24 protein-coding genes and 1 pseudogene are annotated in these 24,090 nt (G+C 62.7%); 8 read left to right on the top strand and 17 right to left on the bottom strand.

What is annotated here, in order from left to right; all coding sequences use genetic code 11:
• Positions 1-659 precede the first annotated feature (659 nt).
• Positions 660-2,585 carry an ATP-dependent nuclease gene (locus ACV1FX_RS17795; RefSeq protein ID WP_473118844.1) on the bottom strand — a complete coding sequence of 642 codons (1,926 nt, stop codon included), beginning with the start codon at positions 2,583-2,585 and terminating at the stop codon, positions 660-662.
• 662 nt (positions 2,586-3,247) lie between these two features.
• A complete protein-coding gene (locus tag ACV1FX_RS17800; protein ID WP_473118845.1) occupies positions 3,248-3,490 on the bottom strand; it encodes a hypothetical protein in 243 nt (80 codons plus the stop codon).
• A gap of 626 nt (positions 3,491-4,116) precedes the next feature.
• On the opposite strand from ACV1FX_RS17800, the gene ACV1FX_RS17805 reads away from it, so the two are divergent.
• On the top strand, positions 4,117-4,350 hold the full coding sequence (locus ACV1FX_RS17805) for a hypothetical protein (RefSeq protein ID WP_473118846.1): 234 nt from the start codon (positions 4,117-4,119) through the stop codon (positions 4,348-4,350).
• Positions 4,351-4,370: 20 nt separating this feature from the next.
• Here ACV1FX_RS17805 and ACV1FX_RS17810 read toward each other — a convergent pair whose 3' ends face one another.
• From ACV1FX_RS17810 to ACV1FX_RS17860, 11 genes are all read right to left on the bottom strand, one after another.
• Complete coding sequence (locus ACV1FX_RS17810; protein ID WP_473118847.1) at positions 4,371-4,664, bottom strand: helix-turn-helix transcriptional regulator; 294 nt, start codon at positions 4,662-4,664, stop codon at positions 4,371-4,373.
• 53 nt (positions 4,665-4,717) lie between these two features.
• On the bottom strand, positions 4,718-5,413 hold the full coding sequence (locus ACV1FX_RS17815) for a hypothetical protein (protein WP_473118848.1): 696 nt from the start codon (positions 5,411-5,413) through the stop codon (positions 4,718-4,720).
• A 115-nt stretch (positions 5,414-5,528) separates the two neighbouring features.
• A complete protein-coding gene (locus tag ACV1FX_RS17820; RefSeq protein WP_473118849.1) occupies positions 5,529-6,206 on the bottom strand; it encodes a hypothetical protein in 678 nt (225 codons plus the stop codon).
• Between the two features lie 128 nt (positions 6,207-6,334).
• Positions 6,335-6,583, bottom strand: a complete 249-nt coding sequence (locus ACV1FX_RS17825; protein WP_473118850.1) for a hypothetical protein — start codon at positions 6,581-6,583, stop codon at positions 6,335-6,337.
• Positions 6,584-6,672: 89 nt separating this feature from the next.
• The gene (locus tag ACV1FX_RS17830; protein WP_473118851.1) at positions 6,673-7,446 is read right to left on the bottom strand and encodes a thioesterase family protein; all 774 of its coding nucleotides are present in this window, start codon (positions 7,444-7,446) and stop codon (positions 6,673-6,675) included.
• 100 nt (positions 7,447-7,546) lie between these two features.
• Complete coding sequence (locus tag ACV1FX_RS17835) at positions 7,547-8,518, bottom strand: NAD(P)H-dependent flavin oxidoreductase (RefSeq protein WP_473118852.1); 972 nt, start codon at positions 8,516-8,518, stop codon at positions 7,547-7,549.
• 215 nt (positions 8,519-8,733) lie between these two features.
• Positions 8,734-10,137, bottom strand: a complete 1,404-nt coding sequence (locus ACV1FX_RS17840) for an aspartate ammonia-lyase (RefSeq protein ID WP_473118853.1) — start codon at positions 10,135-10,137, stop codon at positions 8,734-8,736.
• A gap of 36 nt (positions 10,138-10,173) precedes the next feature.
• Positions 10,174-10,719, bottom strand: coding sequence for a hypothetical protein (locus tag ACV1FX_RS17845; RefSeq protein WP_473119055.1), 546 nt, complete (start codon positions 10,717-10,719; stop codon positions 10,174-10,176).
• Positions 10,720-10,769: 50 nt separating this feature from the next.
• Positions 10,770-11,372, bottom strand: a complete 603-nt coding sequence (locus tag ACV1FX_RS17850; RefSeq protein ID WP_473118854.1) for a YqaA family protein — start codon at positions 11,370-11,372, stop codon at positions 10,770-10,772.
• 45 nt (positions 11,373-11,417) lie between these two features.
• Positions 11,418-11,822, bottom strand: coding sequence for a phosphoribosyl-ATP diphosphatase (hisE, locus tag ACV1FX_RS17855; RefSeq protein WP_473118855.1), 405 nt, complete (start codon positions 11,820-11,822; stop codon positions 11,418-11,420).
• A gap of 105 nt (positions 11,823-11,927) precedes the next feature.
• Entirely contained in the window at positions 11,928-12,308 is a 381-nt protein-coding gene (locus ACV1FX_RS17860) for a hypothetical protein (RefSeq protein WP_473118856.1), read from the bottom strand.
• A 230-nt stretch (positions 12,309-12,538) separates the two neighbouring features.
• Between ACV1FX_RS17860 and ACV1FX_RS17865 the strand changes: the two genes are divergently transcribed.
• The 5 genes from ACV1FX_RS17865 to ACV1FX_RS17885 all read left to right on the top strand — a co-directional run bounded on the left by ACV1FX_RS17865 (position 12,539) and on the right by ACV1FX_RS17885 (position 19,697).
• A complete protein-coding gene (locus ACV1FX_RS17865; RefSeq protein WP_473118857.1) occupies positions 12,539-13,597 on the top strand; it encodes an ABC transporter substrate-binding protein in 1,059 nt (352 codons plus the stop codon).
• A 101-nt stretch (positions 13,598-13,698) separates the two neighbouring features.
• Complete coding sequence (locus ACV1FX_RS17870) at positions 13,699-15,495, top strand: glucan ABC transporter ATP-binding protein/ permease (protein WP_473118858.1); 1,797 nt, start codon at positions 13,699-13,701, stop codon at positions 15,493-15,495.
• Positions 15,496-15,675: 180 nt separating this feature from the next.
• Positions 15,676-17,133, top strand: a complete 1,458-nt coding sequence (locus ACV1FX_RS17875) for a D-alanyl-D-alanine carboxypeptidase family protein (protein ID WP_473118859.1) — start codon at positions 15,676-15,678, stop codon at positions 17,131-17,133.
• A 186-nt stretch (positions 17,134-17,319) separates the two neighbouring features.
• Positions 17,320-19,005 (top strand): long-chain-fatty-acid--CoA ligase, encoded by a 1,686-nt coding sequence (locus ACV1FX_RS17880; RefSeq protein WP_473118860.1) that lies wholly within the window; start codon positions 17,320-17,322, stop codon positions 19,003-19,005.
• A gap of 206 nt (positions 19,006-19,211) precedes the next feature.
• Complete coding sequence (locus ACV1FX_RS17885) at positions 19,212-19,697, top strand: redoxin family protein (protein ID WP_473118861.1); 486 nt, start codon at positions 19,212-19,214, stop codon at positions 19,695-19,697.
• Positions 19,698-19,835: 138 nt separating this feature from the next.
• Here ACV1FX_RS17885 and rnhA read toward each other — a convergent pair whose 3' ends face one another.
• The 3 genes from rnhA to ispH are packed head-to-tail and all read right to left on the bottom strand — an operon-like array spanning position 19,836 to position 22,267.
• On the bottom strand, positions 19,836-20,300 hold the full coding sequence (gene rnhA / locus ACV1FX_RS17890) for a ribonuclease HI (RefSeq protein WP_473118862.1): 465 nt from the start codon (positions 20,298-20,300) through the stop codon (positions 19,836-19,838).
• The gene (locus ACV1FX_RS17895) at positions 20,297-21,292 is read right to left on the bottom strand and encodes a homoserine kinase (RefSeq protein WP_473118863.1); all 996 of its coding nucleotides are present in this window, start codon (positions 21,290-21,292) and stop codon (positions 20,297-20,299) included. Before ACV1FX_RS17895 ends, rnhA begins: the two co-directional genes overlap by 4 nt.
• Positions 21,293-21,298: 6 nt before the next feature.
• The gene (gene ispH / locus ACV1FX_RS17900; RefSeq protein WP_473118864.1) at positions 21,299-22,267 is read right to left on the bottom strand and encodes a 4-hydroxy-3-methylbut-2-enyl diphosphate reductase; all 969 of its coding nucleotides are present in this window, start codon (positions 22,265-22,267) and stop codon (positions 21,299-21,301) included.
• Positions 22,268-22,523: 256 nt separating this feature from the next.
• Between ispH and ACV1FX_RS17905 the strand changes: the two genes are divergently transcribed.
• Both ACV1FX_RS17905 and ACV1FX_RS17910 read left to right on the top strand, forming a co-directional pair.
• Positions 22,524-23,216: a DUF1013 domain-containing protein gene (locus ACV1FX_RS17905; RefSeq protein ID WP_473118865.1), complete on the top strand. Its 693-nt coding sequence runs from the start codon at positions 22,524-22,526 to the stop codon at positions 23,214-23,216.
• Positions 23,217-23,383: 167 nt separating this feature from the next.
• A complete protein-coding gene (locus ACV1FX_RS17910) occupies positions 23,384-23,569 on the top strand; it encodes a hypothetical protein (protein ID WP_473118866.1) in 186 nt (61 codons plus the stop codon).
• Here ACV1FX_RS17910 and ACV1FX_RS17915 read toward each other — a convergent pair.
• Positions 23,570-23,953 (bottom strand): annotated as a pseudogene (locus ACV1FX_RS17915) (hypothetical protein); the annotation flags it as partial.
• Positions 23,954-24,090 lie beyond the last annotated feature (137 nt).

Genomic DNA, 24,090 nt, shown 5'->3' on the forward strand with positions numbered 1-24,090 from the left:
GGTTTGGACCCTGATCCTGTAATCCGAGTCCGGAGGGCCAACCCCCATCTCTCGCGCAGCAAGGCTACTCGAAGTTTGGGTTACATTTTCATGTTCTCCCTCGTTCCTTCGCCTTCGTGGCGCACTGCGGCCAATTGGCTTTCAGGATTTTCTCCGCACCGCCACGCTGCGACGAGGAAAGCACGCGGGCGCAAAGTGCGCGCGACCAGCTGCGGCGCTCTACGCGGAAGGCCTCGGCGCGGTCGGCTCTCAAAGGGATGGGGACATTCATGACGCGACTCCGTTGACCGGCCCACCATCGCACAGCCCGGCGATGGCTCGCGGGTATGCGTCCCGGTGCTGTCACGGGAAGCAAAAACGGGCACCGTGTCCGATTGAAGTGGAAAGGCGAGGCATTGCCTCGCTTTTGATCGAAACGTCAGTTCCCAAATGTCTCCACGCTAGAGACATTTCGGCACTCAGGAGAGTGCTGGCCCATGTATGACCTATCGGGGCCCACCAAGGAAGTATAAGCGTTCAAATAGACCGTCTCGCCGGCGAACGATCCGAAATTCTTAATGCGTATGGAACTTCATGTAAGACCTTGGCTGCCAACTCTGTCGACTGTTTGACCTGTGCCCGACAAGGACCGATCAACTATAGCCTTAGAAGCCGAAGAGTTACGCACAATTGGCCGGGTCAAGAATGGCGGAGCACACTTTTTCAAGGCTGCTGGAACGCAGACCACTCTCCCAGGCCGCGTCAAGCACTGCAGCGATGTGGAGCACGTACTTCTTCAATTCGCCGGCGTGACCGTATTGTTTATCGGCTTCCGCGCAAAACTTTGACCAGTCGGCTTCTCCAATCTCGCTTTTCACGACCGAGCCGATGTCTGAATGCCACATTACATAGCCTTTACCCCAGACGGTCGCTGCAGGCATTGGATCCTGCTCGGCCGTCCCAAGCAGCGCAAGCAATGCCTTGTTGTCTTTTTGGTGCTTAGTTCGACTTCCACTTTTGTCTGGCTTGTCGGCGTCGGAATCAAACATCACGTAGGTCGGGATGCCCATGTGCTTTGCGATCGCCAAAGGTTGAAGCAGTTCGCTCTTTCGGTTCACCGGAACTATATGGCACCCGGCCCGTCTAAACGCCTCCCACTGCCCCATCAGATGAAGACCTGCGGACAAATATCCATTGTCCTCGAGTCCCTCGACCAACACCAGGCGTGAGCAAAAAAAGATCTCATTGAGCGCGGGTTGAAGTGACTGATGGATTTTTGCAAGTATCCCTGTAGGCTTCTTTGGCGGTTCACCTGTCGCGCTGGCGACTGCCTTAGAGAGATCGGCATAGGACATCTGCGCAACCTTCGAGCGTTTCTCGACCAGATTCTTGCGAATCATCCGAACGTTCTCAAAGCCATCCCCGGACACGAAGTGCGGGCTGTGCGTTGTGATGACAATCTGAGAGTTCGTTGTACCGAGCCTTTCGAACACAGATGCAAGGTGCCGCGCTTGAGGCGGGTGCTGGTACAGTTCGGGCTCCTCCACCCCCAGAATGAGACGCGGCGAACTCACATCATCGGTCGACGCCAATTCCTGAAGAAGCGCGAGAAGATAGGAACGCTGCAGGCCGTGTCCAAACCGCGCCAGCTCACCTTCAAAAAGTCCCTCGCCTGCAATGATCCGGGCCCACGGCTCATCTACCCGCACGGATTTTTCCGGGTCCTGTCTCCACTCGAGCTTAACTGTCGCCTCAGGATGCGCCCATTCCCCCAAGCGCGTCCTCAAGGACTCTGAAAGGTCTTCCAGCACATGCTGGTTCTGCGCCAGAAGCTCTTCGTATTGCGCCTGCATACTGGTGCGCAGCGTCTTGACGCTCTCCTCGAAGTTCGTCTTTGCTCTTACCGTCCTGGCCAACAGCTTGCCGAGAGCGGTATTCCGGGCTTCTTGTTGCTCGCTAGTTGCGTCTTTGACGGCCGGGACATACACCCACTGAACATAGTTCGCGAGCCGATTGGCGCCCCTCGAAATACCGTAGAACTGATCCTCGCTTTGGATCAACTCGCACTCATCGGGATGTTCGACTTCGTAGTTTCGCAATGACCCTATCATTGCGTCTTTTGTCCCGGGCGCCGGCAGCTCGTATTTTTTCGCGATGCCCGAGTAAATCGCTTTGAGCTCCGCGACCTTCTTTCCATCACCCTCTGCTTTGAAGAACTCCTTGAAGGCTGATATACCGAGACGCTGTCCAAATTGCTTCACAGCCGCTTTGCCTGTCATCCGATCAAACGATGCGACCGCTGAAATGACTAACTTCCCTTGGCGGAAATAGCCGGCGAACTCTTTCTGGGCCTCTTGGCTGAGATCAGTGAAGGTGACTGTGATCTCGATCGGTTCATCGACATTCTTCTGGTGAAAGTCCTCGATATCGAGCAGGGTCAGATCCGTCGTAGCGTTCTCAATCTCTCTGAAAAAGACGTTCAGGGCGCAAAGAACCGTAGACTTACCCGACCCATTGGGACCCACCAAGGAAGTATAGTCATTCAAATAGACCGTTTCGTTGGCGAACGACCGAAAGTTTTTGATACGTATGGACTCGATCTTCATTTGAGCACTCTACCGAGCGGCGATATATCCCGACGTTCTGACGCGCAAAGAACGCTTCCCGCCCACCGGATCGATATCCGAAGTCGGCCTGTCAAATCGATCACGTCTTTGTCTTTGCCGGCCTACAAACAGTCGGCGCGTGAGGCAGGCATAGTAACGCCGTATCGATATCGAATAATGCAACGCCTCCCGCATCGACGCTTAAATTCCGCGCTAGATCACGTCCTCTCGAAGGATTTCATCGCACCGGTCATTCGCCTTGTCGGCACTGAGCAGCCATCGGCAATTTCGCGAACGCAATGCAATGAACCGTTCAATGATCGACAGTAATTGAGCCCCCACGCGCGCTACGTCCTCGAGGCTCGCCAGGACGGCGTTCGAACTGCCGGCGCGAATGTTCGACCTGGTTCAACGTAGCGGGATAATAGACAATCAGGTGTCGACCCGGCGCTGGCACGGAACAAATCGACTTATCACGCTTGCCTTCGACTTGCGCGGCCCTAACGCTCGATCTGCGGAGCCGTCAGTCCTACGGCGGCGGCTCTTCCATTGTCATAGTTTCGCTTAGTACCCTGTTCGGCCTATTGAGCCGAACGCGTGCGCTCATTGGTCCGATCGCTCTGCGGCCTCCGCGATGGTGCGCCGCTGCGCAGAGCGGTGATTTAGCTTGCTCTCGTTTCAATCCTCGGCAGCGAAGTGTGATATTCATCCACGCTGTCGAGGTCGATCATGGTCTTGCCTCCCATTTTGTAAGCCCTGATCCTGTCAAGGGCGATCAGCTCATAAGCCTTGGTCCTTCCGAATTTGCCATAGCGGCAACCGTCCTTGAACTCGACGAGCCGGCGCCTCTTGTTGCTATCATTGTCGACCATGGTTCTTGCGTGCTTTTCGGTGATGTCTGCCACGACCGGATCAAGCCCCCGCTGAGCGAGATGGGTATGTCCAAGCTGCGATCTTGGTGTCGACGCGGCTTTGCCAGGAAGGCACTGCTCGAGGTTCCTGCTGACTTGTTCGACGCCATCTGCGCTTAGCCCAATAGCCCAGGATGCGTTGGTCTAAATCGCCTGCTGCCAAACAAAAGGCTTTCTGCCGCCTCCGCGAACTGCCGCGCGCTATCGCGTACAAATCGGACGAACCGAGAGCAATCCCGCCGTGCTTCCAACCTGGGTTCGATTCCAGTTGAGGCGATTAGGCAGAGGGAGACAGCATGGGCATGCCTGCCGCCAAGGAGCCCGCAAACTATTTTTTTGCTAGCTAATACGGCGCGTCAGTTTGTTGGTATTCCTGTTGGCATCAACAGCAATCGAAGATGAAATGCCATCTAATTTCAACTAGTTGCGGCACTAAGCTGTTATCGGCCAGGGGCACCACGCTTCGCCGTTTCGGGCTTCGCGTGGCGCAGCCGTGCAAAGCCTCTTGGCGAAGACGGACCGGCTCGGCACTCTTCTCGTAGCGAAGCAACGACCCTCCCTAGCAATCATCGAGCCCGCCTATATTCTCTTGCGGTGGTCCCCACTCAGCGAGCAGCTTGATGGCCAGACGACGCGCGACCGAAAGAGAAGCGGGCAACCTCCCACGCTATTTCGTCTGGGTGCGCGGGCTGGACGGACCCGAGCCGCAAAAATGGGCGTCGATCGATTTCGGCGCCGACGGCTGGAAGCAGGCGCAGGTGTTGGCCTATCTCGAGCTGCCGGAGGAGGAGCGGCATCTGTCGCTGTCGATTTTGGCAAGACGCTATCCACCACCGCGGGTGGAGGCGTCGTAATCCACGCTGTCACAGCCCCCTTACCTGACCCTCGCCGCCGTCGGCGTCAGACCGAAGCGACGGCGGAAGCAGCGGTTGAAATGGGAGAGATCGTTGAAGCCGCAGGCAAACGCGACATCGCTGATGCGCCCCTCGCTGCAGGCGAGGAGATCGACGGCCTTGCGCAAGCGCAGCTCGTTCAAGCGCGTGGTGAAGCTGGCGCCGGCCTCAAACAGCAGCTCGTTGACGTAGCGCTCGGAGAGACCGGCCGCGAGTGCGAGCTTTTGCGCGGAAAAATCCGGCTCGTGGAAGCGTGCCTGCAGGATCGCCAGCACGGCCCGCGGGAATGAACCGACCGGGCCGGGCTGGCTCGTTCACATAGCGCGCGCTAATCGTCGTCGTCATCGCCGAACAGCCTGATCTGCGGGAAGCCGCGGTTCTGCGGATAGACACGGCGCGGAGCTGAGCCGAATTCGCGGGCGTCGGCATCTTCGCGAACGCTGCGTGCGACATCGTCCCAGTCAGTCCGATCACGCATCTCGCGCGGATCGCGCGCGTCATAGCGGCGGCGCTCGGCCCAGCGCTGCCGTCGGTCCGCGCGATGCCGCTCCGATGCCGCGCGCTTCACGTCGGCGTCCTTTGCTTTCGCATAGGCATTGTCGGGTGAGGAGGCCTGCTCGGTCGAGGCCTGCTGCTCAGCTGGCTTGGCAGGTGCAGTCGGCGCAGCTTGCGTGTTCGCCTGCCGGGACGACTCCTGCCGGGACGACTCCTGCTGGGACTGTTGGCTTGCAGCCGGCTGTGCCGGCGGCGCGGACGGCTCGGCGTTGGCCGTTGTGGCCGGCACCTCGGCCTGAACGGGCGCTGCGCCGAAGACCTGCGATCCCCTGAGGTATTGCACACGCTCGGATGGCGCATTGCTCGTTGCCGTCGATTCCGAGCGCCGCTCCTGCTTGGCCGTCTCGGCGCCGTGCTTGGGCGCGATGGGGTTCATGATGTTGCCGGCCACGATGCCGCCGCCAAGACCGACGGCGATGGCTGCGACGATGGTTCCTCCACCGACAAAATAGGCTGTCAAAGCGCGCATCGGTCCACTCCCTCTTCCGAGCGAGCAACGCACCGCGCAATTTGATGTTCCGGGAACGACGTTCGGGAAAATGCTGCAGTTCCGCGGTCAAGCGCGGAACCCACCGGCTTGCGCGTCAGATCTGCTGGGCAACCTTCTCAAGCCCGATGATGCGGGCGAGCTTACGCACTTCCTCTTTCTGATCGTCGCGCAACTGGAACAGCAGCGGCATCGCCGCCGACTTCAATTGCTGGACCTCATCGCAGTTGGGATCGATCGGCACGCCCTGCACCTGCGGATTGGAGAGCTTGTTCGCCTGGATCTTGCGCGCGACGTTGCGTAGCGCGGTCTCGACCGATGGCCAGTAGTATTCCTGCGACGACGACAGCTTCAGCCGGTCCTTGATGCCGGCAATCTGCACGTCGGAGAGCAGCGAATAGGATTTCTGCGGCTGCGGCTTTGCGACCACTTTCGGCTTGGCAGGCGCTTCGGTTGCTGCGGCCGGCGCCTCGGACGCGCTCGCCTTGGGCGCCGGCGGGAAATCGGCTGGCGTGGCGGCAGCGAAGGCCTGGCGCAGCGGCTCGGTGAGAGCTGGCCTGTCGATCGGCTCGACGGCAGCGGAGGCCAGAGCGAGGGTCGGAACGTTCAGACGGTCGGCCTTGCTGGCGCGGTTGGCGGCGACGGGCTGGGAGACGACCTGCGAGACCATGTCGCGACCTGCGGCCGGCACACTGTCACGGCCGAAAATGGCGGTGGCGGCGGCGCCGAGAACCAGGAAACAAGTCAGCACGACGATGGTGATGGCTTTCGACAAACGTCTCTCCGCGTCCGGCTCTCGACCGCTCGATGCCCGGAAACTGGGCGGGAATTAAGGCCTAACCGCGCCACCGCAGCGGAAAACGCCGGGACGACGACGACATCGCATTGGAAAATTCAACGAAATCAGGCAGCTAGCGCCAAGTCGTAGGCGTCCTGAATGTCGGCGACGATCTCGGAGGCCTCCCACACCGCACGCGGCTCGACTGCCTGGAGCGTCACCGTCCAGTTGCCGCCACGCCGGGTGCGGGGCACGCTGAGGATGTCGAAGCGCACGTTGCGGCAGAGCGGGTGACGGGCCAGAGCATGCGCCACACGGACGCGGATTTCATCCAGCGAAGCCTGCGTCTTGGCGTTGAGAAAATCGTAGTCCATCGCCTGTCCCCTCTTCGTGCCGATTGACGGCTGCGAGGGGATTCTGGGAGCGCGATGGTTAATGCTGCGTTAAATGCGCAAGCCGCAGCTTAGCGCTTCTCTATTACGAGGCTTTGCACAGCGCGGCCGAAATAGCCTTGCAGGTCGGCGAGCCGCGACATCGCGAGGCCCGTGCCATCCGCACCAATCCAGGATTCGCCGTCGAGCAGGATCCAGTCGCCGACCGGCTGGCGTGCAAAGCTCACGGTGAGGTCGGCGTTGATGTAGGTCCAGGCGCGAAAATCTAGCGTCGAGGCGGTGCCGTTGGAGAAGTCGGCAGCGACGACCGCGCGCATGGCCTGCGAAACGGCTTGCCCCTCGATCAACGGCTTGTCGACGCGAAACCAGATCGCACCGGCACCGGCCTGGCCGAAGCGGCCGCGCGCCGCGCGCATCGAGACGGAGCGCACGAACGGGCTGGTGGCAGCGTGCCCGTCCTCGACCAGCGACTGCTCCGGCGGCGGCAGCGTCACCGGCAACTCCTTGACGTCGTCGGGCAGCGTCAGCGCTTGCCGCCTCATCTTCAGCACGGTCGCACCGACCACGACCACGCCATCTGCGAGCAACTTGATGCCGCAGAGCTGGATCTTGCGGCCTTCGCGCAACACCTCGGTCGCGATCGTGAGGGGCGCCACCGGAACCGGACGCATCAAGTCAATAGTGACGCGCGCGATATCCATCGGCACGGTCGTCGCCATCCGCTCAGCCGCCCATACCACGAGCGAAGCCGGCGCCGAGCCGTGCTGCATGCGCGGGTCCCACGGCCCCGCAGCATCGGGGCTGGTGACGACGTTATTGCCGTCGACGCGGTAGATGGCGTCCATCGCTTCTCCGTAGCAAATACTCGGAGTTCAAAAAAAATGTCGTCCTGGCGAAAGCCAGGGGACGACGTATGAAAGATACGCGCGCGATTACACTGGTTGCTTATTGCAACGGCGGATCGATCGCTTCGTCGTATTCCTTCTTGAAGCGCGCGATCAACTCGGCGGCGGGCACGACGCCTTCCACGCTGCCGATGCCTTGGCCCGAGCCCCAGATCTCCTTCCAGGCCTTCGGCTTGGCGCGCTCGCCGGAAGCATCGGTGCCGAAATTCATCTTGGAGGGATCGGACGTCGGCAGGTTCTCCGGATCCATGCCGGCGGCGAGGATCGACGGCTTCAGATAGTTGCCGTGCACGCCGGTGAAGAGATTCGAATAGACGATGTCGTCGGCCGAGGACGAGGCGATCATCTCCTTGTACTTCTCGACCGCGTTGGCTTCCTTGGTCGCGATGAAGGCCGAGCCGACATAGGCGAAGTCGGCCCCCAGGATGCGCGCCGCGCGGATCGCCTTGCCGTTGCCGATCGCGCCGGACAGCGCGATCGGGCCGTCGAACCACTTTCGCGTCTCGGCAACGAAAGCCAGCGGCGAGATCGTGCCGGCGTGACCGCCGGCGCCGGCGGCAACCAGGATCAGGCCGTCGGCGCCCTTCTCGATCGCCTTGCGCGCGAACTTCTGGTTGATCACGTCATGGAAGACGATGCCGCCCCAGCCATGCACGGCCTGATTGAGCTCCTCGCGCGCACCGAGCGAGGAGATGATCATCGGCACCTTGTACTTGGCGCAAAGCGCCATGTCGTGATCGAGCCGGTTGTTCGACTTGTGCACGATCTGGTTCACTGCGAACGGCGCCGACGGACGCTCGGGATGTGCGCGGTCATAGGCCGCGAGCTCTTCGGTGATCCGCGCCAGCCACTCGTCGAGCAGCTCCGGCGGCCGCGCGTTCAGCGCCGGGAACGAGCCCACCACACCCGCCTTGCACTGCGCGATCACCAGATCGGGCACCGAGATGATGAAGAGCGGCGAGCCGATTACGGGGATCGACAGGCGCCCTTTGAACAAGGCAGGCATGGACATCGCGAAACGATCCTCTATTGGCGGACAAGTCGAAGGCTTGTTGAAGGCTCGGCGCCATACCAACAAGGCAATCTTTCCACTGTCAAGTATGCGTTTTCACGCCACACCCGGGACGCCATCACCGCAATTCCAAGCCGCGGAATTCACGGCGACCGTCTGAAGCAGTGGCGCACCTCTCCCACAGGGAGAGGTGAAGTGATGGCAGCTATCGCACTCTACGAGTCGATCAGATCCGGATTGATCAGCCGCTCGAACGAGAACATCTCGTCCCATTTCTCCTGCGTCAGCAGCTTGCGTTCGACCACCACGATCTGGTGCAGCGACTTGCCGCTCTTGTAGCCCTCGCGCGCGATCTCGGCGCACTGCTTGTAGCCGAGCAGCGGCTTCAGCACGGTGACGATGCCGAGCGAGTTGAGCACCATGTTGCGGGTGTGGTCCTCGTTGGCGGTGATGCCGACGACGCAGTTCTCGCGCAGGCTGTTGACCGCGCGCTCCATGGTGCGGATCGAGAAGAACAGCGCGAACGAGATCACCGGCTCCATCACGTTGAGCTGGAGCTGGCCGGCGCTTGCTGCGAGTGTCACGGTGGTGTCGAGCCCGATGACAAGGAAACTCGTCTGGTTGACGACCTCGGGAATGACGGGATTGACCTTGCCGGGCATGATCGACGAACCCGGCTGGAGCTGCGGCAGGTTGATCTCGTTGAAGCCGGCGCGCGGGCCCGAGGCCAACAGGCGAATGTCGTTGCAGATTTTTGTCAGCTTGCTCGCGGTGCGCTTCAGGACGCCTGACAATTGCACATAGGCGCCGGTATCCGATGTCGCCTCGACGAGATCTCCCGCGAGCACGAAGTCGACGCCGGTCAGAGCGCTCAGATGCCGGACCGCAAGCTTGGGATAGCCGACGGCGGCGGTGACGGAGGTGCCGATCGCGGTGGCGCCGAGATTGATCTCGCGCAGCAGTGCACGGGCTTCCGAGATGCGATCGACCTCCTCGCCGATCGTGGTGCCCCAGCCGCGGAATTCGGCGCCGAGCGACATCGGCACAGCGTCCTGGAGATGCGTGCGTCCCATCTTCAGCACGCGGTCGAACTCGCGCCCCTTGGCGAAGAACGCCTCCTGAAGCTGCCGCAGCGCCGTCATGTAACTTTCGAGCCGCAGGATCAGCGCCAGGCGGAAAGCGGTCGGATAGGTGTCGTTGGTCGACTGGCCGTAGTTGACGTGGTCGTTCGGGCTGACGTGCTGGTAGTCGCCCTTGCCGAAGCCGAGCGATTCCAGCGCGAGGTTGGCGATCACCTCGTTGGCGTTCATGTTGGTCGAGGTGCCGGCGCCGCCCTGGATGAAATCGGTGACGAACTGATCCATCATGTCGCCGGCGATGACACGATCGCAGCCGAGGATGATCGCGTCCGCGACCTTGGCGTCGATCGCGCCGAGGTCACGATTGGCCATCGCGGCGGCCTTCTTCACGTAACCGAGCGCCTTCACGAAATAAGGCTCCTGGTTCATCGGAATGCCGGTGATGTGGAAGTTCTCCTTCCCGCGGATGGTCTGGACGCCGTAGTAGATGTCGTCGGCGATCTCACGCTGTCCGAGGAAGTCCTGCTCCGTACGACTCATGGGCGCTCCTTGTGGTTTGCTCGCGGCGTCATCGCTTCAGTTCTGGCACAGCGCGCTGGTGACGAACGTATCGGTGCGGCAGTCATCCGGCTTGCGGGTCCTGCCGGGAATCAGGACCTTTGCCGAGCAGCTTTGCGCGGAGTCTGCGTTCAGGCTCTTGCCTTCCTTGTAGCCCTTGCCCTGGCAGAGCCTGTCGGCAGCCTGCTTGCAGTCGGGCGCGCCGTTTGCCGAGGCCGGGCAGGCCACGCGCCCCGACACCATGGTCGATGGCATTGCCAGGCGCGACAGATCGTCGATGGTCTCGCTCGGGCTTTTGATCGGCGGCAGGACCCTGGGCAGCTTGTCGAACAGCTTGCCCATTTCGTTGATCAGACCGGGATTTTCCTCGCCCGCAGGTGGGGCCGATGCTGCGGGAGTCGATTGTGGCGGCGGTGCCTGCGGGCCGGCCTCTTGAAGGCCGAGCGGCGACGCGGGGGCCGTTGACTGTGCCCATCCGGACCCGGCGGCGCCAGGCAGAAGGAAGAGAGCCGCTGTCACGATTATCCGGAGTCGCGTGACCCGGTTGCCGGATCGAACCATCATGGCCCAACCGTAGCCGAAGCCGGCGCGCCGGCAAAGCGCCTGACGCGCCGTCAGATAAGCTTGATCGCGATTACGAAGCCAAGCACCAGCACCAACGCGCCGATCGCCACCCACAAGCCGAGATGCTCTTCGATCCTTTTCCGGATCCACTCGCCATAGCGGTTGAGCAAAATAGCAGCCACGAAGAAGCGCCCGCCACGCGCGACGATCGAGCACAGAATGAACAGCCCGATGTTGTAGCCGGCGAAGCCCGACGTGATTGTGACGAGCTTGTAGGGGATCGGCGTGAGGCCCTTGACCAAAATGATCACCGCGCCCCATTCGGCATAGGAGGCACGGAACGCATCGACCTTGTCACCGAGACCGTAGACCTGGATCAGCCAGTGGCCGACCGAGTCATAGAGCAGCGCTCCGATGGCATAGCCCAGAATGCCGCCCAGCACCGAGGTCGCGGTGCAGACGGCGGCGTAGACCCAGGCGCGTTGCGGGCGCGCCAGCGACATCGGGATCAGCATCACGTCCGGAGGGACGGGAAAGAACGAGCTTTCTGCAAAAGCCACGGCCCCCATGATCCAGAGCGCATAGGGCTTGTGGGCGGCGTCGATGCACCAGTCGTAGATACGTTTCAGCATGGCGCCGCGATGAAGCACCATGGGAGCGATTTGTCCATGGCGAGATGGGGCCGATTTGTAGCGCTTCTAGTGGCGTTTGCGCGTTGCGCGGCCTTCGAGCGCGACAATTGGCCGCCGGGCCGCGACGCCGGGCGAAGCGACTTTGGGCAGTTTCATCGGCGATTTCGGCAGCTTCTCGGCGATACCGAGCATGTCTTCCCGCCGCGCCATCTCGCGCCACACGTCCTCGGGCCGCACGCCGGCCGAGGCCCAGAGCACGGTGAGATTGTAGAGCAGGTCGGCGCTTTCCCGGATCACGGCTTCGCTATCGCCATGAACGGCGTCGATGACCACTTCAATGGCTTCCTCAGCCAATTTTTTTGCCATTTTGGCCGGGCCGCGCTGAAACAGCCGGGCCGTACGCGATGTTGCCGGATCAAGATCCCTGGCCGCGAGCACAGCCAGATATAGCCGCTCAAGCGAATCACTCATGTACTCAAAACTACTCTAAACCAATGGTAGACGCGTTAACGTCCGACAATAAAAGCAAAATTTAAGCCGGCGCGGCAAGCGCGCCGGCTTTTCGTGGTCAACAGCTCACCAACAGCCAGCGCCGCTTCGGCTGCAATTGGCAAAGGGGTCGCGTCCGACCACGCCGTGATATGGATAGTCGCTTCGGTGGTAGTAGCCGTTGCCGTAATAGGCCGGGCCGCCGTAATAGGTCGGACCGCCGTAGTAGGTCGGGCCGCCGTAATAGGCAGGGCCATAATCATAGGCGTAGGCATCGCGGGCGGCGGCGATCGCAAGGCCCGTGCCAACGATGCCGGCAAAGGCGGCCGCAGCGGCCGCTCCCCCGCCGCCATGCCAATGGCGGCCACCCGCAAAGGACGTCGAGGGCGCGGCGGTGGTCAGCGCCAGCACGGCGACGGTGGCAAGCACGGCCTTGCGGCCAATGGTCGTGGAAATTCGGTCAAACATATCGGCCTCCAATGGGTGCCCGCAAACGGGCTTATCCCTCTAAAAACCCGCGCATCCCATGTTGGGTTCCCCAACCCCAACAGGAGCTGAACGGCGACAAATTCGCGCGGAGATTGCGAAATCATGACGCATTCCGCTCATCAACCGTTCAGGTTTGATCGGCGAGGATGACGCCGCCGGCGCTTTGCAAGCGTCACAAAAAGAAACAACGCTAGTCCGGCGTGAAATTCATGCACGCATGCCCAACCTTTCTCTCCCGTTGCCTCTTGGCTCTCTGGATCGGGCTGGCGGTGCTGGCGTGTCCGGGCTTCAGCAAGGCGACCGCGGCGGACGATGCAGCGCGGCATGTCGCAATCAGGTTCACCTTCGACCGCCCGATTGAATCGAGCATGGCGCCGGTCTTCATGGCGGCGAAGGACGGGCTGTTCGGCAGCGAGCATCTCGCGGTGTCGTTCAACAGCGCCGCAGGCTCACCGGAGACGCTTGCGCGCATCGCCAGAGGGGACAGCGATCTCGCTCTCGTCGACATCAACGAATTGATCCGTTTTCGCGACAGGGCGGATGCCGCTCCGATCAAGGCCGTGTTCGTGCTGTTCAACCGCGCGCCCTACGCGATCGTCGCGCGCCGGAGCCGCGGCATCCATACGCTGTCCGATCTCGAGAGCAAGACGGTCGGCGTTGCCGACAGCGATCTCTCGATCCGGCTGTGGCCGGCGCTCGCGCATCGGAACGGGGTCAACGCAGCGCATGTGAAATTCTACAAGATGAGTGCCGCGGTGCGCGAACCGGTCCTGTCCGCCGGACAGGTCGATGCGGTGGCCGGCTTCAGCTATCTGTCGGCCGTGAATTTGCGCGACCGCGGCGTGCCCGCCGACGATCTCGCGGTGCTGCGCTATGCCGATTATGGCTGCGAAGCTTATGGCTTCGCGGTGGTGGTGAACCCGTCCTTTGCCGCCTCGAAGCCGGACGCCGTGAAGGGCTTCGTGCGCGCGCTGATCGGCGGCCTCAATGCAACGGTCAAGGAGCCGGAACGCGCGGTCGACGACGTCGTCAGCCGGATGGAGGATGGCGTGCGCGACCTCGAACTCGCGCGGCTATCCACCGTGCTTGCCGACAACATCCTGACCGACGAGGTCCGGCGCAACGGCCTCGGCGGCATCGATCCCGTTCGCTTCGACCGCGCCATCGACCAGATCGCGCAGGATTTCAAGTTCCGCAAACGTCCCGCCGCGAGCGATATTTTCGACGACCAGTTCCTGCCGCCTGTGGCCGGCCGGCTGATCAATTGAATAAAACTGACGGCTTCGACAGCTTCGGCTGTATCTTGCTGCCCATCCCTGATTAGAATGCCACTTCGTTCGATTCCGCCCGCGCGAGCGCCGTGCATTTCATGTCGATCCTTCGTCTTTACACCCGCGTTCTCGAGCTGCTCGGCAAGGAGGCGCGGCTGGGCTGGCTGCTGGCGATCGCCAATCTGCTGCTGGCGGCGGCGCAGTTCGCCGAGCCGGTGCTGTTCGGCAAGATCGTCGACGTGCTCTCCGGCAAGACCGTCGCAGGCTCGAACTCCGCCTGGCCGTTCCTGCTCGCCTGGGTCGCGTTCGGGCTGTTCACCATCGGCTGCAGCGCGCTCGTCGCCCTGCAAGCCGACCGGCTCTCGCACCGCCAGCGCCAGGCGGTACTGACGGACTATTTCGAGCACATTCTGCAACTGCCGCTGACCTTCCACTCCGGCACCCATTCCGGGCGGCTGATGAAGGTGATGCTCAACGGCACGGACGCGCTGTGGCGGCTGTGGCTCGGCTTCTTCCGCGAGCATTTTGCCGCGATCCTGTCGGTGTTCGTGCTGCTGCCGCTGTCGCTCTATCTGAATTGGCGGCTCGCGATCCTGCTGTTCGCACTCTGCATCGTGTTCACGGCGCTGACGACCTTCGTCGTGCGCAAGACCTACGGCATGCAGATGACGGTCGAGGAGCACTATAGCGACCTCTCCGCGCGCGCTTCCGACGCGCTCGGCAACGTGGCGCTGGTGCAGAGTTTCGTCCGCGTCGATGCCGAGGTGCAGGGACTGCGCTTCGTTGCCGATCAATTGCTCGCCGCGCAAATGCCGGTGCTGTCCTGGTGGGCGCTCGTCACCGTCATCACGCGCGCCTCCACCACCATCACGGTGCTCGCGATCTTCACGCTCGGCATCGCGCTGCACGACCAGGGGCTGACGACGGTTGGCGAGATCGTGATGTTCGTGAGCTTCGCAACGCTGTTGATCCAGAAGCTCGAGCAGGTCGTGAGCTTCGTCAACAACGTCTTCATGGAGGCGCCGCGCCTACGCGAATTCTTCAACGTGCTCGATGCCGTGCCCGCCGTGCACGACCGGCCCGACGCGATCGACGTCGGGCGCCTGTCGGGCCTCGTCGAGTTCAACGACGTCACCTTCTCCTATGACGGCAAGCGGCCCGCGGTCGAGGATCTCTCCTTCACCGCACTGCCCGGACAGACGATCGCACTGGTCGGCCCGACCGGCGCCGGCAAGTCGACCGCGATCGCGCTGCTGCATCGCGCGTTCGATCCGCAGTCCGGCTTCATCAGGATCGACGGCATGGACGTGCGTGGCGTGACGTTGACCGCGCTGCGGCGGAACATCGGCGTCGTGTTCCAGGAGGCGCTGCTGTTCAACCGCTCGATCGCCGACAATTTGCGCGTCGGCAAGCCGGACGCGACCGACGCGGACATGCGGCTCGCGGCCGAGCGCGCGCAGGCGCTCGAGTTCATCGAGCGCAGCGGCGGCTTCGAGACCAATGCCGGTGAGCGCGGGCGCATGCTGTCCGGCGGTGAGCGGCAGCGGCTGTCGATCGCGCGGGCACTGCTGAAGGATCCGCCGATCCTGATCCTCGACGAGGCCACCAGCGCCCTCGATGCCGTCACCGAGGCGAAGGTCAATGCCGCTCTCGATGAAGTGATGCGGGGCCGCACCACCTTCGTGATCGCCCATCGCCTCTCCACCATCCGCAACGCCACGAAGATCCTGGTGTTCGACGGCGGCCGCGTGATCGAAAGCGGAACTTTCGATGAACTCGTGGCCAAAGGCGGCCATTTCGCCGCACTCGCCAGGGCCCAGTTCATGGTTCAGGAGAACACACGGGCGAGCGTGACGGCGGCAGAGGCCGCGGCCACGGCTGTGAAGTCCCAGTAAAACCGTCGAAATTCGGCCTATTTCATCACTGAATACCCAGTCCGGCCCCTGTTCTCGGTGAACGAGCCGGTATAGGTTTGCACGCGCCGCAAGCGGCGGCAGTGACATACGCTTCAAACCCGAACCTCAGATCATGAGAACCGCGTTATCGAGCGGCTCTCCAAGGACCGGAATCGGATAGTGCAGTTCTTTCGCCCGCTGCTTCGCCTTGCCCCATTGAACCTGGCCGTCATGGCCGCCGCGCTGATGTTCCTTGCGCCGCGCGATGCCCGCGCCGAGGCGCTGCTTCTGATCGAGGCCGATAGCGGCAAGGTTTTGCAGGCGGAGAATGCGACCGTCCCCTGGTATCCGGCTTCGGTCACCAAGATCATGACCGCCTATGTCACGCTGAAGGCGGTGAAGGACGGCAAGCTCACGCTCGACACGCTGCTGACGGTCTCACCGATGGCCGCTTCGCAATCGCCCTCGAAGATGGGCTTCCGTCCCGGCACGCAGGTCACCGTCGACAACGCGCTCAAGATGATGCTGGTGAAGTCGGCGAACGACATGGCGGTCGTGCTAGCCGAGGGCGTGGGCGGTTCGATCGACGGCTTTTCGGCGATGATGAACCAGACCGCACAAAAGCTCGGCATGACCCAGACGAGCTACGTCAATCCCAACGGCCTGCCCGCCGACGGCCAGATCACGTCCGCGCGCGACCTCGGGATTCTTTCGCGCTCGTTCCTGCGCGACCTGCCGGAATACGAGTACTTCGTGCACATCCCGGCGATACGCTTCGGCAAGCGCATCACACCGAATTTCAACAAGCTGATCGGCCGCTACCCCGGCGCCGACGGCTTCAAGACCGGCTTCATCTGTGCTTCCGGGTACAATCTCGTGGCATCGGCGACGCGCAACGGCCGTCGGCTGATCGCGGTGGTGCTCGGCGCCAACTCCGGCACGGCGCGCGCGATCAAGGCGGCGCAGCTTCTCGAGCGCGGCTTCTCGCAGGACACGTTGTCGTGGCTGCGTCCCGCGCTCGGCACGGTCGACAGCTTGGCGCCCGTCGACGCCTCGCCGCCGAACCTGCGTGACGAGATGTGCGGTGGCCACCGCAAGCACCCGGCGAGCGACGACGACGATGCGCTGATCGCAACCAACGGCACGGGCGGATCGACGTCCCAGACCGGCGGCGAAGCCCAGGTGACATTCTTCACCGCGGGCCTGCAACCGCCCATGATGAAGGCGTCCGACCTCCTCGCCTCCGCCGCGGCGCCCGCAGATCCGGTGCCGGTCTATACCGGCCCGACCCGGACCGGCACCGCGCTGATCGCGGCGGTCGCGGCCGATGCCGACCAGCAGGCTACTCCAAAGGCGCGAGGCAAGAAGTCGCGCGTGGCGGTGAAGAAGCCCGAGGCGACCGACAAGCCGAAAGATGCGGGCAAGGAGGCCAAGTCGAGCGCCAAGCTCGATGCCAAGCCGGATGCGAAGGGCGAAACCAAACCCGCAGCCAAGCCGGTCAAGCACGCCAATGCCAAGCCCGACGCGGCTGCGAAGGGCGCGGAAAAGCCAGCGGCGAACGGTGATTCCGCCGCCAAACCCAGTAAGCCGAAGGCGACCACCAAGCCCGCTGCGAAGCCTGCGCCCAACAACAGTTAACAGCGCGCGCCGGCCGCAGCCGCACTTCGCAACTGCGACAGCTCCGTTTGCGACGATTCCAGTAGCCACTTCCCGGCCGTTGTCCTAAGCCTCAACCGCTTGCCACCGGTTGCGGCAGGCTCGATACTGCATGCAACGAGGCAAGCCTGAGACACATCGGGCTCTGGTTTTAGGAGGGGAGTACCTATGGAGCGCATCTGGCTCAAGCAATATCCGCCCGGCGTACCAGCCGATATCGAGCCGACGCAATACGCATCGCTGGTCGACCTCCTGGAGGAGAGCTTCGCGAAGTTCGCCGACCGCAAGGCCTTCATCTGCATGGACAAGGCGATCAGCTACCGCGACCTCGACCAGATGTCGCTGGCGCTTGCCTCATACTTGCAAAGCCGCGGCCTGCAGCGCGGCGCGCGCGTCGCGATCATGATGCCGAACGTGCTGCAATATCCGGTCGCGACCGCGGCCGTGCTGCGCGCGGGCTTCGCGGTGGTCAACGTCAACCCGCTCTATACGCCGCGCGAGCTCGAGCACCAGCTCAAGGACTCCGGCGCCGAAGCCATCATCGTGCTGGAGAATTTCGCGCACACCGTCGAGCAGGTGATCGCAAAAACCTCGGTCAAGCACGTCATCACGGCGAGCATGGGCGATCTGCTCGGCTTCAAGGGCGTGATCGTCAATGTCGTCGTCCGCCGCGTGAAGAAGATGGTGCCGGCCTATTCGCTTCCGGGCGCGATCGCCTTCAACGATGCGCTGGCGGCGGGCCGCGGCGCAACCTTCAACAAGCCAAAGCTGTCGCCCGGCGACGTCGCCTTCCTGCAATATACCGGCGGCACGACCGGCGTCTCCAAGGGCGCGACGCTGCTTCACCGCAACATCGTCGCCAACGTGCTGCAGAACGACGCCTGGCTACAACCGGCGCTCAACGCACCGCCGCATGTCGACCAGATGATGATCGTCTGCGCGCTGCCGCTCTATCACATCTTCGCTTTGACGGCCTGCTACCTGCTCGCGGTGCGCGCCGGCGGCTGCAATCTGCTCATCCCGAACCCGCGCGACATCGCAGGCTTCATCAAGGAGCTGGCGAAGTATCAGGTCAACAGCTTCCCGGCAGTCAACACGCTCTACAACGGCCTGATGCATCATCCGGACTTCAAGAAGCTCGACTTCTCCAAGCTGAAGATCTCCAACGGCGGCGGCATGGCCGTGCAGCGTCCGGTCGCCGAGCAGTGGAAAGCGGTGACCGGCTGCTTCATCGCGGAAGGTTACGGTCTGTCGGAGACCGCACCGACCCTCACCTGCAATCCAGCGACTACGAACGAGTTCTCCGGCTCGATCGGCATTCCCGTGCCCTCGACCTGGATCTCGATCCGCGACGACGACGGCAACGAGGTGACGCTGGGACAGCCCGGCGAAATCTGTGCCAAGGGCCCGCAGGTGATGTCGGGCTACTGGAACCGGCCCGAGGAGACCGCCAAGGTCATGACCGCGGACGGCTACTTCCGCACCGGCGATATCGGCGTGATGGACGAGAAGGGCTACATCAAGATCGTCGATCGCAAGAAGGACATGATCCTGGTCTCGGGCTTCAATGTCTATCCGAACGAGATCGAGGAAGTGATCGCGAGCCATCCGGGCGTGCTCGAATGCGCCGTGATCGGCATTCCCGATGCGAAGTCGGGCGAGGCGGTGAAGGCGTTCGTGGTGAAGAAGGACCCGAACCTCACGGCCGAGGACGTGATCAAGTTCTGTCACGAGCAGCTCACCGGCTACAAGGTGCCCAAGCACATCGAGTTTCGGACCGATCTGCCGAAGACCAATGTCGGCAAGATTCTGCGCCGGCAGCTCCGCGACGAGAAGAAAGCCGAGGCGGCGTAAACGCAGCGACACCACGCCCGTCATTCCAGGGCGCGCACCAGCGCGAACCCGGAATCCAGAAGTTGTCGGCTCGAGATTCCGGGTCCGGTGCTCCGCACCGCCCCGGAATGACGTTTCTTATTGCGCATCACACCGCGGTGAAGCCGTTTCCCTCCGCCGGTAAAATGCTCTAGAACAGCCCCGCCCCTTTCCATGGAGAATTCACGATGACCATCCAAGTTGGCGACAAGCTGCCCGAGGCGAAATTCCGCGTGATGACGGCGGAAGGTCCGCAGGTCAAATCGACCGACGACGTCTTCAAGGGCAAGAAGGTGGCGCTGTTCGCTGTGCCCGGCGCCTACACCGGCACCTGCCACAAGATGCATCTGCCAAGCATCTTCCTCAACGCCTATGCCATCAAGGACAAGGGCGTCGACACCATCGCGATCGTCTCCGTCAACGACGCATTCGTGATGAACGCCTGGAAGCGCGACACCGACCAACGTGACGAGGCGACCTTCCTCGCCGACGGCAATGCCGACTTCACCAAGGCGATCGGCATGGAGTTAGATGCCTCCGCCAACGGCCTCGGCATCCGCTCCAAGCGCTACTCGATGCTGGTCGAGGACGGCGTGGTGAAGAAGCTGAACCTCGAGGCGATGCCCGGCAAGGTCGAGGTGTCGGGTGGCGATACGTTGCTCGGGCAGCTCTGATTTTCGCGTCACCGCGACTCTAACAACGGCGTCATGCCCGGGCTTGTCCCGGGCATCCACGTTCTTGGGCGCGCATGGCAAGGCGTGGATGGCCGGGTCAAGCCCGGCCATGACGAGCGGAAGGAACGAACGCCCGCCTTACTCCCTCACCCGCTCTTGCAACCTCGCCATCGCGATCCCATCGCGCGCCAACTGATCGGCGCGCTCGTTTTCGGGATGGCCGGCGTGGCCCTTGACCCAGTGCCAGCGCACCTCGTGCGCCTTCAGCGCGGTATCGAGGCGCTGCCATAGCTCGACGTTCTTCACCGGCTTCTTGTCGGCGGTGCGCCAGCCGTTGCGCTTCCAGCCGTAGATCCAGCCGGTAATGCCCTGCCGCACATATTGGCTGTCGGTGTAGAGATCGACCGAGCAGGGCTTCTTCAGCGCTTCCAGCGCCGAGATCGCCGCCATCAGCTCCATCTGGTTGTTGGTGGTATGGCGCTCGCCGCCGTTCAGCTCCTTCTCCTTGTCGCCGAACCTCAGGATCGCCCCCCAGCCGCCGGGCCCGGGATTTCCCGAACAGGCACCGTCCGTGAAGATCGTGACATTGGGCAGCTCGCTCACGCGACCAGTCCTGACGGCAAGAGGCCATAGTCGCGCACGCTCGAAACGCTCTGGTGGAAGCGCAGCTTGCGGACGTATTCGAGCGGGTCCTTGGGGCGCACCAGCGCACCCGGCGGCACGTTGAGCCAGTCGACCAGCCGCGTCAGCAGGAAGCGGATCGCCGCGCCCCGCGCCAGCAGAGGCAGCGCGGCTTCCTCCGCCTCGGTCAGCTTGCGGACGCGACCATAGGCATTGAGGAAGGCGCGCGCCTTGGTGACGTTGAAGGAGTGATCCGGTTCGAAGCACCAGGCATTGAGACAGATCGCGACGTCATAGGCGAACATGTCATTGCAGGCGAAGGTGAAGTCGATGATCCCGGAGAGCTTGTCGCCGAGGAAGAAGACGTTGTCGTTGAACAGGTCGGCGTGGATCACGCCTTCGGGCAGGTTGTTCGGCCAGACGCCGCTCGAGAGATGATCGAGCTCGGTTTCGAGGAATGCGCGCAGGCCAGGCTGCACCTCGTCGGCGCGAGCGGCGGCCTGGTCGAACAGCGGCCGCCAGCCGGACACCGAGAGCGCATTGCTGCGCCGAACCGCGAAATTGGCGCCGGCCAGATGCATCTTCGCCAGCGCCTCGCCGACGCCCGCGCAATGCGTGGCATTCGGCTTGCGCGGCCAGATGCCCTCGAGAAAGGTGATGATTGCCGCAGGCCGTCCAGCAAGCTCGCGCAGCGCCTCGCCGTCCCTCGCCTTCACTGGCAGCGGACAGTTGATGCCGTGTTCGGCAAGATGAGTCATCAGCGCGAGGAAGAACGGCAAATCGTTCTTCGCCACGCGCTTCTCGTAGAGCGTGAGGATGAACGAGGCTTGCTTGTTTCCCCGGCTGGTGTGCAGCAGGAAGTTGGAGTTCTCGACGCCCTCGGCGATGCCCTTGTAGGACAGGAGTTCGCCGAGATCGTATTGGCTTAGGTAATCCGCAAGCTCGTCGGCGGCGACGTCGGTGTAGACCGCCATACAAGATTACTCGGCAGCGGCTTCGGGGCGCAGCGAGCGCGGCAGCGGGAAGAACTCGTTCTCTTCCGCGGCCGACACGGTCTCCACATGCAGCGTGTAGCGCTCGGCAAAGGCGTCCATGATCTCCTCGACGATCACCTCCGGCGCCGAGGCGCCCGCGGTGATGCCGAGGCTCTTGATGTCGCCGAAACGATCCCAGTCGATGTCGGTGGCACGCTGCGCCAGCACGGCGATCTTGCAGCCCTCGCGCTCGGCGACCTCGCGCAGGCGCTGCGAGTTCGACGAATTCGGCGCGCCGACCACGATCAGCCCATCGACCACGGGCGCCACCTTCTTCACCGCGAGCTGGCGGTTGGTGGTGGCGTAGCAGATGTCTTCCTTGTGCGGCCCGTTGATGTTCGGGAAGCGCTCCTTCAAGAGCGCCACGATCTCCGCTGTGTCGTCGATCGACAGCGTGGTCTGGGTCACGAAGGCGAGGTTGTTCGGATCCTTCGGCGCGATGGTCTTGGCATCCTCGGCGGTCTCGATCAGGGTCACGGCGCCGACCGGGAGCTGGCCAAGCGTGCCGACCACCTCGGGATGATGGGAATGGCCGATCAGGAAGATCTCGCGGCCACGCTTGAAGTGGATGGCGGCCTCGCGGTGCACCTTGGTCACCAGCGGGCAGGTCGCGTCGAGCGAGAACAGATTGCGGGATTGCGCATCCGCCGGAACGGATTTGGGCACGCCATGGGCCGAAAACACCACGGGCGCAGTGGTGTTTTCCGGAATTTCAGCCAGCTCCTCGACGAAGATCGCGCCCTTCTTTTTCAACCCGTCCACGACGTATTTGTTGTGCACAATCTCATGGCGAACATAGACCGGGGCACCATACATGGTGAGCGCCCGCTCCACCGTGTCGATGGCCCGCACCACCCCCGCGCAGAAGCCGCGGGGAGAACAAAGCACGATCTTGAGGTCTGGTTTGGCTGACATGAAGCGATCTCGGGACCGAATCACCCCTCGGCCTTCTGGCGGGGGGAACGGTCGATGGATGGAATAGGGCTTAAAACGGTCTGCTTGGACTTTACAGGGACTTGGGCCCCCTTTCGGGCGCTGTCAAGGCACTATCTATAGCAGAACCATTGCGTAATTGCCCCCTGGCGGCTTATATAGGCGTTAATTCCCGTCATCGCTGATGACCACCGGTTTCGCCTCCAGAGGGGTGGGCGAAGCACAAAGGAGATTTGCCATGAGCAACGCACCTCTGATGCCCAAGGCGACCGCCGTCTGGCTGCTCGACAACACGGCGCTGACCTTCGATCAGGTCGCCGATTTCACCAAGATGCACCCCCTGGAGGTGCGCGCGATCGCCGACGGCGACGCCGCCCAGGGCATCAAGGGCATGGATCCCCTCTCCAACGGCCAGCTGACTCGCGAGGAGATCGAGAAGGGCGAGAGGAACCCGGACTACCGGCTGCGTCTCCAGGAGAGCAAGGTCGTGCTGCCGCCCCAGCCCAAGCGCAAGGGGCCGCGCTACACCCCGGTCTCGCGCCGCCATGAGCGTCCGAGTGCGATCCTCTGGCTGCTGCGCAGCCATCCGGAGCTCAAGGATGCCCAGATCATGCGCCTGGTCGGCACCACCAAGAGCACAATCGCCAGCGTCCGCGACCGCACCCACTGGAACACCTCGCAGTTGACCCCGATCGACCCCGTCACCCTCGGTCTCTGCTCGCAGATCGAGCTCGATTTCGAGGTCGCGCGTGCAGCCAAGGAGAAGCCGGTCGACGCAGCCTATGGCGGCGCCACTTTGCTGCCGGCCTCCGAGACCACGAAGAAGGACGAATACGAACCGGCGGAGAAGAGCAGCGACGACCTCAACGTCGACGCCGTGTTCGCCAAGCTGAAGACGCTCGGCGGCAAGAAGCAGGAGGAAGAGGAGTAGGTTTTGAGCTCCTCGGCCGAATGTCGAAATCGATTTGAACGCGGCGGGGTAACCCGCCGCGTTTTTGTTTTGGGAGCACAGGAGCCAGCTTCATCGCAAGAGTTCGCTCTTCGTCTATGCCGGAACGATGCGGTCGATATCGCATTGATCCGCGCGGAGGATGTGCCATGCAACTCGACGAACAACGCTTTGCTGTGATGCTCGGGCGCGCGGTCCTGGCGGTCTGGGGCGACATGCCCCGGTACGTTCAGGAAGCCCTCTTCGACACGGCCGTGAAGGATCACCCTGCAGACCGTGATCCGCTCGCCAAGCTGCTGCACGAGCGGCATCCGAGAACGGCTCACCACGGCTAATCACATCTTGTCAGCGCCCTCCATCTCGCGAAGCTCCGCGTAGCTGAGGCCGCGCAAGGCCTCGCCGTCGAAATAGACGAAGCGCAGGCGTCTCCTGCGCGAGATGAAATTCGATGGCAAGGGATCGTAGCGGAAACTGACGCCGCCGAGATGCGGCGTGAGACTGCCGACGTCGGTGAGCGCATCGATCTCGACACGCAGCAGCCGCAGGCTCGTACCATTCGCTCCGATCTCGAAGGGGATGCGGGCGAGGCGCAGGAAGCTGGTGGGATCCGGCGCCTGCAAGAAACCATCGACAAAGGCGGCCTCGACCTTGTCCAGATCGGGCTCCGTGGCCGGCGCCGCGCTCTTCGCGCCGTCGGGCTGATGCGGCGTTTGCCATTGCGCAGGCGCGCGGGGAGCGTGCGAATGGTTGTGGCCAGGACCATGCGGCGGATGGTCGTGATCATGGCCGTGCGAATGATGGTGGTCATGATCGTGGTGATGATCGTGACCGTGCTCGTGATGATGGCCGTGATGAT

The sequence above is a fragment of the Bradyrhizobium ingae genome (genome assembly GCF_055791185.1).